Origin of the sequence: Acidovorax sp. NCPPB 3576 (assembly GCF_028473605.1) — a bacterium.
Lineage (GTDB): Bacteria > Pseudomonadota > Gammaproteobacteria > Burkholderiales > Burkholderiaceae_C > Paracidovorax.
Map to the genome: position 1 here is coordinate 2,751,961 of NZ_CP097267.1, position 16,159 is coordinate 2,768,119.

Below are 16,159 nucleotides of genomic sequence, written 5' to 3' on the forward strand. Positions count from 1 at the left end.
GCCGCTCCTTCCGGTTCACTTGTAGGTGTCCGGATAGTCGTGGTACTTGTTCACCTCGACATCGTCCAGCACGGCCAGCGCATCGCTGGTGAGCACGGCCAGCGAGCAGTACTGCGAGATCAGGTACGACGCGATGGCGTGGTTGTTGATGCCCATGAAGCGCACCGACAGGCCCGGCCCCTGCTCGCCCGCCAGGCCCGGCTGGAACAGGCCCACCACGCCCTGGCGCTTGTCGCCCACCCGCAGCAGCAGGATCTTGCTCTTGCCGTCGGCCACCGGCACCTTGTCGGACGGAATGAGCGGAATCCCGCGCCACGTGATGAACTGCGAGCCGAACAGGCTCACCGTGGGCGGGGGCGTGCCGCGGCGCGTGGCTTCGCGGCCGAAGGCGGCAATGGCGAGCGGGTGGGTGAGGAAGAAGGCGGGCTCCTTCCACACCTTGGTCAGCAGCTCGTCCAGATCGTCCGGCGTGGGCGCGCCGGTGAGCGGGAAGATGCGCTGCGCATCGGTCACCTGGGCCAGCAGGCCGTAGTCGGGGTTGTTGATCAGCTCGCTTTCCTGGTTTTCCTTGATCGTCTCGATCGTCAGGCGCAGCTGCTCCTTGATCTGGTCGTGCGGGCTGCTGTACAGGTCGGAGACGCGGGTGTGCACGTCCAGCACCGTGCTCACGGCGTTCAGGAAGAATTCGCGCGGGTTTTCTTCGTAATCGACGAAGGTGCGCGGCAGCTGGTTTTCTTCTTCCTTGGCCGTGCAGGTGACGCGGATGGATTCCGGGTTCTTGACCTTGTTCAGGCGGTAGATGCCTGCTTCCACGGGCACCCACTGCAGCAGGTGCGTGAGCCAGCGGGGGCTGATCGTTTCGAGTTGGGGGACCGTCTTGGTGGCGTTGGCCAATTGCCTTGCGGCGTTGTCACCCAAGGCGGTCGTGCCGCCTACAGTTGCAGACATGAAGAACTCCGTGCGTTGTTGAACAAAAACCTGGGCAGTGTCAAAGCATCGGGCGTGGCGCTCAACAGGCTATAGCCGTCAATTGCAGGCCCCGCACGAGATTGGCGTGTCCAATGGTTTCACCGCGCGTGACCAGCGCCGAGGGCCGCACCCCCAGCGCGCCGGCCAGCTTTTCCACCGTGAGCAGCGAGGCGATGGCGGCGCCCCGCTCGATCTCGCCCACATAGGAGCGATTGAGGTCCGAATGCTCGGCCAGCCGCTCCTGAGACCACCCTTGTGCCTCGCGCGACTGGCGCACCGCCACCCCGAAGTTCTTGATCAGTACCGACATGCGTTTTCCCTGCTTCTTTTTTCTCGAACCTTGACTGTCCCGACCCTGCTTTCCGGGGCATTGCCGTCGCCTACCCTTCGCGCGACACCGCCTGCGTGACGTTGCCGCCGGGCGGCACGTCGTGGGTCACCCACACGTTGCCGCCGATGACCGCCCCGCGGCCCAGCGTGACCCGGCCCAGCACGGTCGCACCCGCATAGATGACCACGTCGTCCTCGACCACCGGATGGCGCGGCAAACCCTTTTGCAAGTGGCCATCGGCATCGGTGGGAAAGCGCTTGGCACCCAGCGTGACGGCCTGGTACAGGCGCACGCGCTCGCCGATCACCGCCGTCTCGCCGATCACGACGCCCGTGCCGTGGTCGATGAAAAAACCCGCGCCGATCTGAGCGCCCGGATGGATGTCGATGCCGGTCTGCCCGTGCGCCAGCTCGGCCACGATGCGCGCCAGCAGCGGCAGACCCAGCGTGTACAGGCGGTGCGCGATGCGGTGGTGGATCATGGCCAGCACGCCCGGGTAGCACAGCAGCACCTCGTCCACGCTGCGCGCGGCGGGATCGCCCTGGTAGGCGGCGAGCACGTCGCTGTCCAGCAGCCGGCGGATGTCCGGCAGCGATGCGGCGAAAGCCTGTGCGGCCGCCAGCGCCTGCGGCTCGATCGCCTCGCTGTCCGCCCCGCCGTGCTGGCGCGCGCCGTAGCGCAGCTCCAGCCGGACCTGCCCCAGCAAGGTGTGCAGCGCCAGATCGAGCGTGTGGCCCACGTACCAGTCTTCGCTTTCCTGGCGCAGGTCGTGCGGGCCCAGCCGCATGGGAAAGAGCGCGCCCTTGAGTTGCTCCAGCACCTGCGCCAGCGCATCGCGCGACGGAAACTCGCGCCCGCCGGGTTCCTGGGAGCGCTTTTGGGAGTCGCGCCATTCGCGGCGGACGGCGTGCAGCGACTGCACGATGTGATCGATTTCGAAGACAGCCATCAAGGCCTCCTGCCTGGGATAAAGAAACGGCGGCCTGCTGCGGGCCGCCCGTGGGGCCGCGAGGCCGCCATCAGTCCTGCACCCAGGGCAGGCGGTGATAGCGCCAGCCGTCCGACGCGCCCCGCTGCTGCAGCGCATCGATCTCGCCTTCGAAGCCCTCGGTCACGTTGAAAACGTTCTGCAGGCCTGCCTTGGCCGCGGCCTCGGCCGCCAGCACCGAGCGCTTGCCGCTGCGGCACAGCAGCAGCACGGGCGCATCGCGCGTGGCGGCCCTGGCGATGGCGGCCTCCAGTTCGCGCACGAAGCGGGGGTTGCGCGTGAGCGCCGTGCCCGTGGCCCAGGCCACGTGCAGGCTGCCCGGCACATGGCCGACGAACTTGCGTTCCTCGCCTGATCGCACATCCACCAGCAGGGCCTGGCCCGCGGTGAACAGGTCCCACGCGACCGTGGGCGGCACGCCGCCGGCGTGGGCCAGGCCCGAGGCCTGGGCGTCGTTGTGGGCGGCTTGCAGTGCGGGGGGCAGTTCGGTGTCTTGCACAGCGGTGGACATGGATCGTTCCTTTGAACCTGTGTGAATGGGTGGCTGCAGCCGTCCGTTTGGCGGGGCCTGGCCGTCCAAGCCAATGTAGAACCGCTCCGGCGCGAATCCAACGAATAAAAAATCGGTTTCTCCATCGAAAAACATCTAAGCAGCCCGTTGACTCGTTGACGGCCCAACTCGACGCCCCGCAGCCATGAAAAAAGCCGCCAGCACCCGGGAAGGCGCTGGCGGCTTGATCGAACGCGGGCCGGTCAGAAGCCCGGCAGCACGGCGCCCTTGAATTCCGTCTGGATGTACTGGCGGATTTCTTCCGACTGGTAGGCCTTCACGAGCTTGGCGACCCAGGGCTTGTCCTTGTCGGCCTCGCGCACGGCGATCAGGTTGACGTAGGGGCTTTTGGCGCTTTCCTGGGCGATGGCGTCCTTGGCGGGGTTCAGGCCGGCAGACAGCGCGAAGTTGGTGTTGACCGCGGCGGCGTCCAGATCGTCCAGCGAGCGGGCGAGCTGCGCGGCATCGAGCTCGACGAACTTCAGCTTCTTGGGGTTGGCAACCACGTCCAGCGGCGTGGCCTTCAGGCCGGCGCCTTCCTTGAGCTTGATGAGTCCCTTGTCCTGCAGCACCAGCAGCACGCGGCCGCCGTTGGTGGGGTCGTTGGGAATGCCGAACTTGGCGCCTTCTTTCAAGTCTTCGAGCTTCTTGACCTTCTTGGAATACAGGCCGATCGGAAAATTGACCGTGTAGCCCGCCGAAACCAGCTTGTAGCCACGGTCCTTGACCTGCGCGTCCAGGTAGGGCTTGTGCTGGTAGCTGTTGGCATCCAGGTCGCCGGAAGCCAGCGCCGCATTGGGCTGCACGTAGTCGCTGAACTCCACGATCTGGAGCTTGAGGCCGTCCTTTTCAGCCACTTTCTTGACCTGCTCGAAGATCTGCGCGTGCGGGCCGGCGGTGACGCCGATCTTCAGCGGCTTGTCCTGGGCCAGCGCACCGGTTTGGAAGCCGGCGGCCAGGGCCAGGGCGAGGGTCGATTGCAGCAGGAAACGCTTGTTCACGGAACACACCTTTTGAGAAGAGATGGCCGCATCTTAGGGTTTGCCTTATCAAACCCATAAGAATACGTTTTCATTTCCTTACTACAGGTGCACATAAAAGAATGGCGGCGCGGCGCTGCTATAAATCCTGCATGCCCTCTGCTGCCCTTCCTCTTTCTGCTGTCGATCTTCTTCAAGTGCGAGCCCTGGAAGAGCGCGCCTTCAACGCCTGGCCTGCGCGCCAGACCGTCTTCCACCGGGGCTGGATTTTTCGCTTGGCCGGCGGATTCACCAAACGCGCCAATTCGGTCAACGCGCTGGAGCCCGGGGCGCCGTTCGAGGGCGTGCGCGAGACGGCCGAAGCGCTCTACGCCCTGCAAGGGCTGCGGCCGGTGTTCCGCATTTCCCCTTTGGTGAGCGACAGCGCCCAGCAGGCCTTGGAGGACGTGGGCTACACCGTCTTCGAGCCCACGTGCGTCATGCAGGCGCGGCTAACGGCTGGCGGGCTGCAATCCACTTCCGTCGAGATCGCGCAGACGCCGACGCCCGAATGGCTGGACGGTTTTGCCGCCGCCAATGGCGTGGCCGAGGCACACCACGCCACGCACCACGCCATGGTGCAGTCGATCGCCCTGCCCTGCGCCTTCGCCACGGTGCGCCATCAGGGCCGCGCCGTGGGCTTTGGCCTGGCCGTGCGCGAGCGCGGCGCGGTCGGCCTGTTCGACATCGTGGTGGCGCCCGGTCACCGGGGCCAGGGCCACGGCCGGGCGCTGGTGCAGGCGCTGATGCAGTGGGGCCGCGCGGGTGGCGCGGAATCGGCCTACCTGCAGGTGCGCGGCGACAACGCCACGGCGCGGCGGCTGTATGCCGCGCTGGGGTTCGCCGACATCTACCGCTACCACTACCGGGTGCCGGCGGACCGCTGAGGCCGCCGCCGCGCCGTGCGGCCCCGCTGTCCGGGTCCCGGGGTCAGCGGTGGCTCAGCCGGCGCACCGCCCAGTCGCCCAGGCTCTGCACGGCCTGCACGAAGAAGATCAACACGACCACCACCGCCAGCATCACGTCGGGCAGGAAGCGCTGGTAGCCGTAGCGGATGCCCAGGTCGCCCAGGCCGCCGCCGCCGATCGCGCCGGCCATGGCCGAATAGCCCGTCAGGCTGACGAAGGTGATGGTCAGGCCCGCGACGATGCCGGGCAGCGCCTCGGGCAGCAGCACCTTCCAGACGATCTGCCCGGTGGTGGCCCCCATGGCCTGGGCCGCCTCGATCAGGCCGTTGTCCACCTCGCGCAGCGAGGCTTCCACCAGCCGCGCCACGAACGGCGCCGCGGCCAGGGTCAGCGGCACCACGGCGGCTGCCGTGCCGATGGACGAGCCCGTGATGAGCCGCGTGAACGGGATGATCGCCACCAGCAGGATGATGAACGGCGTGGAGCGCACGGCGTTCACGATCCAGCCCACCGTCTTGTTCAGCGGGCCGTTCTCCAGCACGCCGCCGCGGTCGGTCAGCCGCAGGAACACGCCCAGCGGAATGCCCAGCAACGCGCCGACCACGCCCGAGATGCCCACCATGATCACCGTCTCCCACAACGAGGTGGCAAACAGCTCCAGCATCATTTCCGAAAAATTCTCGAACATCTCAGGCCCCGCTCTCTTCGCTCGCTTGCACTTCCTGCACCACCACCCCTTCGGCGCGCAACTGCGCAATCGCCGTGGCCAGCCGCGCGGCATCGCCGCTGGCATACACCGCGAGCGATCCGAAGGTCTGCCCCTGGATCTCGTCGATCTGCCCGTGCAGGATCGACAGGTCCAGCCCGTGTTCGCGGATCAGGCGCGACAGGATGGGCTGGTAGGCGCGTTCGCCGGCATACGACAGACGCAGCAATTGACCCACGCCGCCCTGCCCCGCGGCCAGCAACTGCGACGACAGGTGGCGCACATGGTCCAGCACGCTGGCGGGCAGCTCCTGCGGCACGATCTCATCGATCAGGCTCTTGGTGATGGCCTGCTGGGGCCGGGTGAACACGTCCAGCACCGGGCCCTGTTCCACGATGCGGCCGGCGTCGATCACGGCCACGCGGTCGGCCACCTGCTTGATGACCTGCATCTGGTGGGTGATGAGCACCACCGTCAGGCCCAGCTCCTGGTTCACCTGGCGCAGCAGCGCGAGGATGGAACGGGTGGTTTCCGGGTCGAGCGCCGAAGTGGCCTCGTCCGACAGCAGCACCTTGGGCCGGCTGGCCAGCGCCCGGGCGATGCCCACGCGCTGCTTTTGCCCGCCGCTGATCTGCGCCGGATAGCGGTCGCGCAGGGCCGACAGGCCCACCAGCTCCAGCAGCGGATCGACCCGGCCTCGGATGGCGGCCTTGTCCATGCCGGCCAGCTCCAGCGGCAGGGCCGCGTTGCCCCACACCGTGCGCGAGGACAGCAGGTTGAAATGCTGGAACACCATGCCGATCTCGCGCCGCGCCTCGCGCAGCTGCGCATCATTGAGCCGGGTCAGGTCGCGCCCCGCCACGATCACCTCGCCCCGGGTGGGCCGGTTCAGCAGGTTGATGACGCGCACCAGCGAGCTCTTGCCCGCGCCGCTGCGCCCGATGATGCCGAACACTTCGCCCGGCGTGATGTGCAGGTCGATGCCGCGCAGCGCCTCCACCGGCCCCTGCGAGCCCTGGTAAATCTGGGTGATACCCCGTAAATCGATCATGAAAATGCCATGGCGCCACCGGGGCCCGCAGGCCGCGGCGGCGCTGAAAAGGAAAAATGCGGATGCGGGAATGTACGGGGTTGCACCCCAAACGCCAACGACCCTGAAATTGGCTGCTAAGACATTCCGGTTATGTAGCGGCTTCGGGCACTCTGATGAAACGCTCCTTGATTGATAGCACAATGCCCTAGATCGATATGCGCTGGAGGCCATTTCGATCAAACAATCGCAGAGGCCACGCCGGGCATGGCATTCCTGCCCGCCCTGGTCCATCTTGCACAGGCAGGCATCCATCTTCTGGCGTTTTAGCTATTATTTTCATAGCACATTGCCCTAGTCACCATTGCGCTGGAGGCCAATTTGGCCATTTGACCCTCCGCCTCTGACAGGCCCCTTTCACGCCTTCCCCAGGTTGAACCCCGTGTCGAAGGTCTGCCGCACATCCAGCCGTTGCCGCAGCAGCCCGGCCCCCAGGTAGAAGTCGGCGGTGCGCTGCTGGTCGGCCACCACGGCGGCGTCGATGTCCACCCATTTCGTCGCCCGGCGCTCGAACTGCAGTTGCGCCGCCTCTACCGGAATGCCGATGATGCGCGACAGCGATTCGGCGAACGGCCGCGCGTTGCGGTACGACCAGAGCTGCGCACGCTCCACGCGCTCCTTGAAATCGCGCAGCGCCTCGCGCTTGGTGTCGAGCGCCCCTTGCGTGGCCGCCAGAAAGCTGAGCCCGCTGGACAGCCCCCGCCCGTTGACCAGCACGCGCGCATGCCCGCTCGTCTCGGCCAGCGCGGTATAGGGCTCCCACGTGGCCCACGCATCGACCGAGCCCTGGGTGAGCGCCAGTTTGGAGTCGGCCGGGGGAATGAATCGCACATCGGCGTCCGAGCCCTTGAGGCCCACGGACTCCAGCGCCTTGAGCGTGACGAAGTGGCCGATGGAGCCGCGGTTGGTGGCGATGCGCTTGCCTTTGAGGTCGGCCGCCGTCTTCAAGGGCGAGTCGGGCCGCACCAGCACCGCCGTGCCGTAGGGGTCGGAGCGGTTGGCGGCGAACGCGCGCACCTGGCTGCCGGCCGCGAGGGTGAAGAGCAGGGGCGCATCGCCGATGGGGCCAAAGTCCACCGCGTTCGCGTTCAGCGCCTCAGCCAATGGGGCGGCGGCGGGGAACTCGCTCCACTGGATGTCGTAGGGCAGGCCCTTCAGCTCGCCCGCCGCATCGAGCAGTGCGCGCAGCCCGCCCTTCTGGTCGCCCGCGCGCAGTGCGATGCGCTGCTGCGTGTGCCCCAGCACCGGCGAGAGAAAGGACGCCGCGGCCACCGAGGCCGTCATGAAGCGGTGGAAATGTCGCCGTTGCAAGGTCATGGAAGCTCCGTGTTCTGAAAGGGAAGAAGAAGGCAAAGGAAAAAGAAACAGGCGGCGCCAGCACGGCCGGGCCAAGCGAACGATCACAGCCCCAGCGCTCGGCGCCCGGCGGCGAGATACACGCTGTCGTCCTGCGGCGTGTGCACGCGGCCGCACAGCACGTCGCGCAGGTGGCGCTCCAGCGGGTTCTTGCGCGCCAGGCCGTGGTTGCTGGTCAGCGCCAGGGCCGACTGCACCGCTTCGATGGCGTTGTGGGTGGTGGTGGCCTTGACCAGCCCGCTTTCCTCGGACGGCAACGCGGCGCCGGTATCGAGCGCGGCGGCCAGCCCGGCGATGAGGCGGTCGTTGGTGAACAGCAGGCCCTCGATGCGGCCCACGGCCTCCTGCGCGCGGGGCAGCGTGGCCAAAGACGCGCCCAGACTGGCCGGCTTGCGCTCCTGCAAAAAACCCACCAGCCAGTGACGCGCCGCGCGGGCCACGCCGGTGTAGAGCGAGCCCAGCATCACCGCCATCTCGGCCTGCATGGCGGGCTCGCCGCGCGCCCAGTCTTTTGGCAAGCGCAACTCCAGCGCATGCTCGGCGGGCACGGCCACGTCATGGAACAGCACGTCGTGGCTGCCGCTGGCCCGCAGGCCCAGGTGGTCCCACGTCGGTTCGATGCGCACGCCGGGCTCGCCGGCCCGCACAAGGAACGAGCCCGTGCGCGGCTCGGCATCGTCCGTGCGCGCCCACACCACGTACCAGCGCAGCGCCGGCGCGCCGGTGCTGTACACCTTGTGTCCCGTGAGCCGCCAGCCCTGCGGCGTGCGCCGCGCCACGGTGGCCGGCAGGCCGCCACGCGCGGGCGATCCCAGCTCGGGCTCCACCCGCAGCGCGTTGACGAGCGACACGCCCTGCACCGCCTCCTGTACCAGTTGGCGTGACAAATCCACCGGCCACGCGTTGCCCGGCCGGCCCATGCCGCGGTGCTGGATGTACTGCATCGTCAGCACCAGGGCCGTGGCGGGGCAGCCTTGCGCCACCGCGCCGATCACCTCGCCCAGTTGCGCGGCGCTCGCCCCCTGCCCGCCCAAAGACCGGGGCGCGGCGAGCGCCAGCAGCCCGGCCTGCTGCAGGTCGGCGAAGTTCTGGTGCGGAAAGCTGGCGTCGAGATCGTGCGCCACTGCGCGCGCGCCGAACTCGGCGGCGAGCGTGCGCGCCCGCTGGCCGGCGGTGAGTGGTGCGTTCACTGCAACACCCCGGGGTCTTCGCGCACCACGGTCTCGAACAGGCTCTTGAATGTGAAATGCGCCCCGCCCGGCCCGCCGATCTGCCCGTGGGTGTGGCGCGCCACCTCGTGGCGGATGGGCTGCGGCGTGCCGGCGGCCTCGGCCAGCAACTGCGTGTGGCAGGCGTTTTCCAGCGCGATGTACCACCACGCGGCCGACTCCACGCTGGGCCCGGCCGTGAGGATGCCGTGGTTCTTCAGGATGACGGCCTTGCATGCGCCCAGCGCCTGGCTGATGCGAAAGCCTTCGTCCGTCTCCCACACCACGCCCGTGAAGTCGTCGAACAGCGCATGGTCTTCGTAGAAGATGCAGGCGTCCTGCGACAGCGGATCGAGCGTGCGCCCCAGCGTGGACCACGCCTTGCCGTAGGTGGAGTGCGTGTGCGCGGCGGCCACGATGTCGGGCCGCGCCTCGTGCAGCGCGGCGTGAATGGCGAACGCCGCGCGGTTGAGCGGCCCCTCGCCGATGGCGATCTCGCCGCGCGCGTTCACCAGCAGCAGGTCCGACACGCGGATGCGCGAGAAATGCAGGCCCAGCGGGTTCACCCAGAAGTGGTCGTGCCATTCAGGGTCGCGCGCCGTGATGTGGCCGGCCAGCCCATGGTCGAAGCCATGCCGCGCGAACAGGCGAAACGCCACCGCCAGCTGCTCCTGGCGGTGGCGCCGCTCGGCCTCGACCGTGGGGCGCGGCGGCGGGGCATCGAACCAGTCCTTGCGCTGGGGATCGGGGCGGCGCTGCAGCGCGGCGGTCGGGAGCGAGAGAACGGCAGACATCGTGGGTCGGGCTTTCGATCGAGGAAGGGATGGGACTGCGCCCACCTTAGGAGCGCGCGGCGCCCCCACCAACGAAGAAAAGCGCGTGAACACATGCGGTTTCGGCATGAGGCGCACCCGGGGCCCGTCGCGGCTTTTCCGCATGAGCTTGCTACGGATCCATCGTTGGCGGTGGCGCCCGCCGGCCGCACGCTCGGGCATTCGATACAACCGCCCGAAGCGAGGACCTGCCATGCGCCCCAACACCGCCGCCCTTCCCCCCTCCCCGCAGCGCCGCGCGCTGCTGCAACGCTCGCTGGTGGCCGGCGCAACTGCCGCACTGGGCCTGCCCGCCCTGGCACGCCCATCGGCGGCGGGACCCGACCTGTCGGGCGTCACGCTGCGCATCGGCACCTACAAGGGCCTGTGGCGCCCGCTGATCAGCGCGGCCGGCCTGGCCGACACGCCCTACCGCATCGAATGGCGCGAGCTGAACAACGGCGTACTGCACATCGAGGCCATCAACGGCGACGCGCTCGACCTGGGGTCGGGCAGCGAGATCCCGGCGCTGTTCGCGGCGCGCCAGAAGGCCCAGGTGCGCTTCGTGGCCGTGACGCGCGAGGACCTCAACAACCAGGTCACGCTGGCACGCAAGGACGCGCCCATCCAGCGCATCGCTGATTTGAAAGGCAAGCGCGTGGGCTACGTGCGGGCTACCACATCGCACTATTTTTTGAGCCGCCAGTTGGCCGAAGCGGGCCTGTCGTTCGCGGACATCACGCCGGTCAGCCTCACGCCGTCCGATGGCCTGTCGGCCTTCGACCGGGGCGACCTGGATGCCTGGGCCATCTACGGCTACAACGGCCAGATCGCCCGACTGCGCTACGGGGCGCGGGTGCTCAAGACCGGCGTGGGCTACCTGTCGGGCAACTTTCCGCTCTACGCCAACCCGCGCGCGGTGGCCGATCCGCTGCGCCATGCGGCCCTGGCCGACTACCTGCAGCGGCTGCGCCGCGCTTACCTGTGGGCCAATGGCAACTACCTGGACTATGCGCGGGCCCAGGCCGCCGAAACCCGGGTGCCGGTGGGCGATTTGATCGAGCTGTGGAACAACCGCAGCACCGACTACGACCTGCGCCCCGTGACCGATGCCGTGGTGCAGGGCCACCAGTCCGTGGCCGATGCCTTTCAGCAACTGGGTGTGCTGGATGGCAAGGCCCAGGTGGCGCCGCTGTGGGACCGCAGCTTCGGCCCGGTGCTGGCGGGCGCGGACCCCGCCGCCTGAGCACCGCGCTCCACACGCCTCAGATCGCCGCAGCGGTGGCGGCCCCGCGGCCCGGCAGGCACCGCACGGCCAGGGCCGCGGCCGAGGCGGCGGTGGCCAGCGCCACCACCCCCAGCCAGCCCCATTGCGCCAGCGCCAGGCTGCCCAGCGCCGCACCGGCCGACATGCCCACGAACATGCCGGTGAACAGCAGCGCATTCAGGCGGCTGCGGGCGGCGGGCTCGATGCCGTACACGATGGTCTGGTGCGCCACCAACGTCGCCTGCACCCCGAAGTCGAACCCGATGGCGCTCGCCACGATCAGCCCCAGCTGGGCTTGCGGCGGCAGCCAGTGGGCCAGGCCCATGGCGGCAAAGGAGACCACGGCCAGGCCGGCGCCGAGACGCGTCACCCGCTCCGGGCCGCTGCGGTCGGCGATGCGGCCGGCCAGCGGTGCGGCCAGGGCGCCCGCAGCACCCGCCAGTCCGAAGGCGCCGGCGGCCGCGCTGCCCAGATGGAAAGAGCCGTGCAGCATCACCGCCAGCGTGGACCAGAACGCGCTGAACCCCAGCGACAGCAGCCCCTGCGCCCAGGCCGCGCGGCGCAGCGCCCCATGGCGGCGCCACAGGGCCACCATCGAGCCGATCAGCGCGCGGTAGGGCAGCGTGGTCGTGGGCTCGAACTTCGGCAGGCCGCGCCATGCGGCCACGCCCACCAGCGCAATGGCGCCCGCTGCCGCCACGTACACCGCGCGCCAGCCGAAATGCTCGGCCACGAAACCGCTCACCACGCGCGACAGCAAGATGCCCAGCAGCAATCCAGTCATCACCGTGCCGACCACCTTGCCGCGGTGGGCCACCGGCGCCAGCGTGGCCGCGGCCGGCACCACGTCCTGCGCCAGCGTGGCGGACAGGCCCACCGCCAAACTCGCCACCAGCAGCCAGCCGATGCCCGGCGCAAAGCCGCTCATCAGCAAGGCCAGGGCCAGCACGGCCGCCTTGGCCAGGATGATGCGGCGGCGGTCGTAGCGGTCGCCCAGCGGGGCCAGCAGCAGGATGCCCAGCGCATAGCCCAGTTGCGTGAGCGTGGGCACCAGGCCCACCGCCCGGTCGCCGGCATGGATGTCCGCGCCCAGCACGCCCAGCATGGGCTGGCTGTAGTAGAGCGAGGCCACGCTCAAGCCCGCAGCCGTGGCCAGCAGCAGCAACAGCGGGGCCGGCACGCCCGTGGCGGGGCCACCGGGTTCTGCATGCGCGTTTTGAATGGAAGACATGGGAAAGACCCTTGAATGAAGAAGCGATGGGCGGAGTTTCTGCGATGCGTTCACCGCTGGGTAGTGGGCTGCGGCGCAGATCTGCTATACGCTCGGCGCATGAAGCAAGCCGCAGCCACACCCGCCGCCGCCGCCTCCCTTGCCGGGGTGGACCGCATCGAACTGATGCAGACCTTCGTGCGCATCGTCGAGGCCGGCAACCTGTCGGCCGCCGCGCAGCAGCTGGGCACCAGCCAGCCCACGGTGAGCCGGCGGCTGCAGGCGCTGGAGCGGTCGCTGGGGCTCAAGCTGCTGCAGCGCTCCACCCATGTCATGAAGCTCACCGAAGACGGCGAGCGCTGCTTCGCCCACGCCAAGGCACTGCTGGACGACTGGCGCGCGATGGAGGCCGACCTGCGCGGCGCGCACGACGCCCCGCGCGGCACCCTGCGCGTGCTGGTGCCGCACGCCTTCGGGCAGGAGCAGCTCATCGCGCCGCTGGTGAAATACCTGCGGGAGTATCCCGAGGTGTCGGTCGAATGGCTGCTGCACGACCGCCGGCCCGACTTCATCGCCGAGGGCATCGACTGCGCGATCCAGGTGGGTGCGGTGGACGACCCCTCCGTGGTCGCCATCCACCTGGCCGAAGTACCGCGCATCGTCGTCGCGGCGCCGGATTTGCTGCCCGGCGGCACGGTGCCCGAACACGCGAGCGCGCTGCGCGATCTGCCCTGGGTGGCCCTGCGCACCTACTACCAGCGCGAGGTGTCCCTCACCCGCGTGCCGGACGGCGTGGTGGAGCGATTCGCCATCCACCCGCGCATGGGCACCGACAGCCTCTATGCCCTGCGCAGCGCGGCGCTGGCGGGCCTGGGCGCGGCGGTCGCCTCCGCCTGGGCGGTGGAGGCCGACTTGCGCCAGGGCCGCCTGCGGCACCTGGCGCCCGCGTGGCAGGCGGCGCCGCTGCCGGTGTACCTGGTCTATCCGCATGCGCGGTTCTATCCGGCGCGGCTGCGGCGGTTTCTGGATGCGATGCGGGCTGCGCTGCCGACCTTGGCCGGCATGAGGGCGCCAGGTGGGGATGGTTGGGCCCTGAGCGGCCGTTTAGCCTAGCTTTTAATGACGCGAGCGAGGCATCATCAGTCGAAGAAGTCCTCATCGAGCTTTTTGATATAGATCACCTCTTCAACCCGACAACCAATATCGAAGCGGATCATCAGTCGCGTGAGAAGGAGGCCGTCGATCAGTACGATGCGCTTGCTCAGCATGTCGGCCGTTTCTTTCGCTGCCGGCGAAAAGGTCGACGTCGTGACGAACAGGCCCTTGTTTGCTTTGAACCTATCTAGCGATCCGAAGAAGTCCCGAATCTCACCTGACGAGACTTTGTTGTCTGTGTAACGCTTTGCCTGCACGTATATCCGATCCAGGCCCAATGCATCCTGATCTATAACGCCGTCAACACCACCGTCTCCGCTCTTGCCAAGGGCCTTCCCGGCTTCAATCGCTGACCCACCGTAGCCCATGGCGATTAGGAGTTGCACAACTAGGCGCTCAAAAAAATCTGGAGGTGAGGTGAGAATCTTCGCGAGAAGCTCGGCACTAAGTGATTGCTGAAGCTCGTCACTTGCAGACCGGATCACCTCATCGGGCGCCAATTCCTTAAAGTTTGTTGGTTCCGATTGCGGCGTGATCGGGCTCACAGACGCCGCTTCTCGGAATGCCTTGAACTCGGGAAAGGACTCGAGAAATTTGATATTGATCGTCTGTGGAGGGTTGGCCAGCACAGCCCGGCCCCGATCACTAATCTCGAAGTACGCGCGCTTCGTGAGTTTGATCAGCCCCGCCTTTCCCAGATAGCTCTTGGCCCAGTTCACGCGGTTAGCGAACGTAGTCTGCTTGCCCGAAGGTAGAAGCTCTGATAGCTCAGCCTCAGTCAAAGCGAGCTTGGCTCCCAGCAGGCCGACGACATCAGAGATACGCACCTCACCGGCAGCAGACTCCCTGAGCACTGGAAGCATCAATGACTGAAAGTCTGGAATCGCCATAGTGAGATCTCCTCCTCGTTACTTTGTTGCAGGAGAATTCTACGGGTACCGTTTCAGACGTTTGTGGCTACTCTTCAATGGCTCGCGAGGATCGGAAAGCAGTCGCCTTTGAATGCTCGCTTCCAGCCAAAGCAGCCACCTCCGCATGCTCTCTAAGCAGGCTGGTGACGCCTACGGCTTTCAATTGACCGCCGACACCTGCTGCGCATTTTTCAACGATGCGTTCACCAAGATCAGTGCGTTTCACAGCTGCAATCACCATACCGATTGCAACGGGCACTTGCATCCGCCCTATCGTGCATTGCCAAGCCCCATCAATCACGAAGATTAGGCAGGGTTCAATTCGACTTCTTCAGTTGACCGCGCACTGATACGAGGCGCACCCCGCCCCAGGCGCAAGAGGCGGAAGGACGCTATCGACATAGATTCACGCCACCTTCAACGCCGCCCGGTTGGCATTCACCCGATCCCGCTCGGCCACCTTGGCACGCACCAGCGGCAGCAGTTCCCTGCCGTACTCGATGGCGTCCACCAGCGGGTCGAAGCCGCGGATCAGGAACGTGGTGATCCCTAAGTCGTAGTACTTGAGCAGCGCGTCGGCCACCTGCTCGGGCGTGCCCACGAGCGAGGTCGAGTTGGACCGCCCGCCGGTCTCGCGTGCGATGGCCGTCCACAGCCGCTCGTCCACGCGGTCGCCCTTGGCTGCATCGGCCAGCAGGCGCTGCGCGCCCTCGCTCTGCTGCGGGCCGGTGCCGCGTGCATAGCCCTGGGGCACGCCCAGGCGGCGGGTGGCTTCCAGGATCTGGTCGGCGCGGGCCCAGGCTTCTTCCTCGGTGCGGCCCAGGATGGGGCGGAACGAGATGCTGAACTCGATGTGCCGGCCATGCTGCGCGGCCTCGGCACGCACCTGGCGCACCAGGTCGCCGGCCTGGGCCAGCGACTCGCCCCACAGCGCATACACGTCGGCATGCCTGCCGGCCACCTTCAGTGCGGGGGCGGATGCGCCGCCGAAATAGATGGGCACGTAAGGCGCCTGCAGGGGCTTGACCTCGGACGTGGCGCCTTTCACCTGGTAGTAGGTGCCATGGTGGTCGAAGGGGCGGTCTTCGGTCCACACGCGCCGCAGCAGCGTGAGGTATTCGTCGGTGCGGGCATAGCGCTCGTCGTGGCTCAAGAAATCGCCATCGCGCTGCTGGTCGGCATCGGAGCCGCCCGAGATGTAGTGCACCGCCACGCGGCCGCCGGTGTAGTGGTCCAGCGTGGCCAGTTGGCGCGCGGCCAGGGTCGGCGCCACGAAGCCGGGGCGGTGCGCCAGCAGGAAAGCGATTTTCTGCGTGACTGAGGCAGCGTAGGCCACCGTCAGCAGCGTGTCGGGGCCGGTGCCGCTGGCAGGCACCAGGATGCGGTCGAAGCCCGCGTGCTCATGCGCCTGGGCAAAGGCCCGCACATAGGCCGGGTCCACGGCCGGGCCCTTGCGGGCGATGGTTTCCGACACTTCGTGCGGCTGGATCATGCCGATGAACTGAACACCCATGGGAGACTCCTTGAAGGTACGTGAGACAGACAGACAGCAAGCCGCCGATGATGGGCACCGCCCCCGCCCGCGCCAAAGAAGAAAACCGCCTGTGGTCATTCGGTTTTTGCCAGAGGACGCCGTTTGCTCCGGCTCGGAAGAAAGAAGAAAAACATGCATGCATATG

17 protein-coding genes are annotated in these 16,159 nt (G+C 67.7%); 3 read left to right on the plus strand and 14 right to left on the minus strand.

The features are described from left to right. Positions 1-15: 15 nt before the first annotated feature. The 5 genes from M5C98_RS12640 to M5C98_RS12660 form a co-directional block, all read right to left on the minus strand. Complete coding sequence (locus M5C98_RS12640) at positions 16-948, minus strand: family 2A encapsulin nanocompartment shell protein (protein ID WP_272547788.1); 933 nt, start codon at positions 946-948, stop codon at positions 16-18. Positions 949-1,009: 61 nt separating this feature from the next. Further along, positions 1,010-1,279 (minus strand): helix-turn-helix domain-containing protein, encoded by a 270-nt coding sequence (locus M5C98_RS12645; protein WP_272547789.1) that lies wholly within the window; start codon positions 1,277-1,279, stop codon positions 1,010-1,012. Positions 1,280-1,349: 70 nt separating this feature from the next. Next, positions 1,350-2,249 (minus strand): serine O-acetyltransferase EpsC, encoded by a 900-nt coding sequence (gene epsC, locus M5C98_RS12650; protein WP_272547790.1) that lies wholly within the window; start codon positions 2,247-2,249, stop codon positions 1,350-1,352. Positions 2,250-2,319: 70 nt separating this feature from the next. Continuing rightward, complete coding sequence (locus M5C98_RS12655) at positions 2,320-2,799, minus strand: rhodanese-like domain-containing protein (protein WP_272547791.1); 480 nt, start codon at positions 2,797-2,799, stop codon at positions 2,320-2,322. Positions 2,800-3,041: 242 nt separating this feature from the next. Beyond that, positions 3,042-3,839 carry a MetQ/NlpA family ABC transporter substrate-binding protein gene (locus tag M5C98_RS12660; protein ID WP_272547792.1) on the minus strand — a complete coding sequence of 266 codons (798 nt, stop codon included), beginning with the start codon at positions 3,837-3,839 and terminating at the stop codon, positions 3,042-3,044. A 131-nt stretch (positions 3,840-3,970) separates the two neighbouring features. Between M5C98_RS12660 and M5C98_RS12665 the strand changes: the two genes are divergently transcribed. Continuing rightward, positions 3,971-4,744: a GNAT family N-acetyltransferase gene (locus M5C98_RS12665; RefSeq protein ID WP_272547793.1), complete on the plus strand. Its 774-nt coding sequence runs from the start codon at positions 3,971-3,973 to the stop codon at positions 4,742-4,744. Positions 4,745-4,787: 43 nt separating this feature from the next. On the opposite strand, the gene M5C98_RS12670 is transcribed toward M5C98_RS12665, so the two are convergent. The 5 genes from M5C98_RS12670 to M5C98_RS12690 all read right to left on the minus strand — a co-directional run bounded on the left by M5C98_RS12670 (position 4,788) and on the right by M5C98_RS12690 (position 9,919). Next, positions 4,788-5,453 (minus strand): methionine ABC transporter permease, encoded by a 666-nt coding sequence (locus tag M5C98_RS12670; protein WP_272547794.1) that lies wholly within the window; start codon positions 5,451-5,453, stop codon positions 4,788-4,790. A gap of 1 nt (position 5,454) precedes the next feature. Beyond that, positions 5,455-6,522, minus strand: coding sequence for a methionine ABC transporter ATP-binding protein (locus M5C98_RS12675; protein ID WP_272547795.1), 1,068 nt, complete (start codon positions 6,520-6,522; stop codon positions 5,455-5,457). A 396-nt stretch (positions 6,523-6,918) separates the two neighbouring features. Next, the gene (locus tag M5C98_RS12680; protein WP_272547796.1) at positions 6,919-7,878 is read right to left on the minus strand and encodes an ABC transporter substrate-binding protein; all 960 of its coding nucleotides are present in this window, start codon (positions 7,876-7,878) and stop codon (positions 6,919-6,921) included. Positions 7,879-7,961: 83 nt separating this feature from the next. Continuing rightward, entirely contained in the window at positions 7,962-9,107 is a 1,146-nt protein-coding gene (locus M5C98_RS12685; protein ID WP_272547797.1) for an acyl-CoA dehydrogenase family protein, read from the minus strand. Further along, the gene (locus tag M5C98_RS12690; protein WP_272547798.1) at positions 9,104-9,919 is read right to left on the minus strand and encodes a class II aldolase/adducin family protein; all 816 of its coding nucleotides are present in this window, start codon (positions 9,917-9,919) and stop codon (positions 9,104-9,106) included. Before M5C98_RS12690 ends, M5C98_RS12685 begins: the two co-directional genes overlap by 4 nt. A gap of 232 nt (positions 9,920-10,151) precedes the next feature. On the opposite strand from M5C98_RS12690, the gene M5C98_RS12695 reads away from it, so the two are divergent. Continuing rightward, a complete protein-coding gene (locus tag M5C98_RS12695; protein WP_272547799.1) occupies positions 10,152-11,183 on the plus strand; it encodes an ABC transporter substrate-binding protein in 1,032 nt (343 codons plus the stop codon). A gap of 19 nt (positions 11,184-11,202) precedes the next feature. Here M5C98_RS12695 and M5C98_RS12700 read toward each other — a convergent pair whose 3' ends face one another. Then, positions 11,203-12,435 (minus strand): MFS transporter, encoded by a 1,233-nt coding sequence (locus tag M5C98_RS12700; RefSeq protein WP_272547800.1) that lies wholly within the window; start codon positions 12,433-12,435, stop codon positions 11,203-11,205. A 99-nt stretch (positions 12,436-12,534) separates the two neighbouring features. Here M5C98_RS12700 and M5C98_RS12705 point away from each other — a divergent pair, with 99 nt between their 5' ends. Then, on the plus strand, positions 12,535-13,527 hold the full coding sequence (locus M5C98_RS12705; RefSeq protein ID WP_272547801.1) for a LysR family transcriptional regulator: 993 nt from the start codon (positions 12,535-12,537) through the stop codon (positions 13,525-13,527). Positions 13,528-13,553: 26 nt separating this feature from the next. Here M5C98_RS12705 and M5C98_RS12710 read toward each other — a convergent pair whose 3' ends face one another. The 3 genes from M5C98_RS12710 to M5C98_RS12720 form a co-directional block, all read right to left on the minus strand. Continuing rightward, positions 13,554-14,459 (minus strand): restriction endonuclease, encoded by a 906-nt coding sequence (locus M5C98_RS12710; RefSeq protein ID WP_272547802.1) that lies wholly within the window; start codon positions 14,457-14,459, stop codon positions 13,554-13,556. A 67-nt stretch (positions 14,460-14,526) separates the two neighbouring features. Further along, positions 14,527-14,745, minus strand: a complete 219-nt coding sequence (locus M5C98_RS12715; RefSeq protein ID WP_272547803.1) for a hypothetical protein — start codon at positions 14,743-14,745, stop codon at positions 14,527-14,529. A 141-nt stretch (positions 14,746-14,886) separates the two neighbouring features. Next, positions 14,887-15,993: an LLM class flavin-dependent oxidoreductase gene (locus M5C98_RS12720; protein WP_272547804.1), complete on the minus strand. Its 1,107-nt coding sequence runs from the start codon at positions 15,991-15,993 to the stop codon at positions 14,887-14,889. Positions 15,994-16,159 lie beyond the last annotated feature (166 nt).

Excerpts from the sequence above, each read along its gene's own strand:
- M5C98_RS12640 (WP_272547788.1), bottom strand. The coding sequence starts at position 948 with ATGTCTGCAACTGTAGGCGGCACGACCGCCTTGGGTGACAACGCCGCA.
- M5C98_RS12645 (WP_272547789.1), bottom strand. The coding sequence starts at position 1,279 with ATGTCGGTACTGATCAAGAACTTCGGGGTGGCGGTGCGCCAGTCGCGC.
- epsC (WP_272547790.1), bottom strand. The coding sequence starts at position 2,249 with ATGGCTGTCTTCGAAATCGATCACATCGTGCAGTCGCTGCACGCCGTC.
- M5C98_RS12655 (WP_272547791.1), bottom strand. The coding sequence starts at position 2,799 with ATGTCCACCGCTGTGCAAGACACCGAACTGCCCCCCGCACTGCAAGCC.
- M5C98_RS12665 (WP_272547793.1), top strand. The coding sequence starts at position 3,971 with ATGCCCTCTGCTGCCCTTCCTCTTTCTGCTGTCGATCTTCTTCAAGTG.
- M5C98_RS12670 (WP_272547794.1), bottom strand. The coding sequence starts at position 5,453 with ATGTTCGAGAATTTTTCGGAAATGATGCTGGAGCTGTTTGCCACCTCG.
- M5C98_RS12675 (WP_272547795.1), bottom strand. The coding sequence starts at position 6,522 with ATGATCGATTTACGGGGTATCACCCAGATTTACCAGGGCTCGCAGGGG.
- M5C98_RS12680 (WP_272547796.1), bottom strand. The coding sequence starts at position 7,878 with ATGACCTTGCAACGGCGACATTTCCACCGCTTCATGACGGCCTCGGTG.
- M5C98_RS12690 (WP_272547798.1), bottom strand. The coding sequence starts at position 9,919 with ATGTCTGCCGTTCTCTCGCTCCCGACCGCCGCGCTGCAGCGCCGCCCC.
- M5C98_RS12695 (WP_272547799.1), top strand. The coding sequence starts at position 10,152 with ATGCGCCCCAACACCGCCGCCCTTCCCCCCTCCCCGCAGCGCCGCGCG.
- M5C98_RS12700 (WP_272547800.1), bottom strand. The coding sequence starts at position 12,435 with ATGTCTTCCATTCAAAACGCGCATGCAGAACCCGGTGGCCCCGCCACG.
- M5C98_RS12705 (WP_272547801.1), top strand. The coding sequence starts at position 12,535 with ATGAAGCAAGCCGCAGCCACACCCGCCGCCGCCGCCTCCCTTGCCGGG.
- M5C98_RS12710 (WP_272547802.1), bottom strand. The coding sequence starts at position 14,459 with ATGGCGATTCCAGACTTTCAGTCATTGATGCTTCCAGTGCTCAGGGAG.
- M5C98_RS12715 (WP_272547803.1), bottom strand. The coding sequence starts at position 14,745 with ATGCAAGTGCCCGTTGCAATCGGTATGGTGATTGCAGCTGTGAAACGC.
- M5C98_RS12720 (WP_272547804.1), bottom strand. The coding sequence starts at position 15,993 with ATGGGTGTTCAGTTCATCGGCATGATCCAGCCGCACGAAGTGTCGGAA.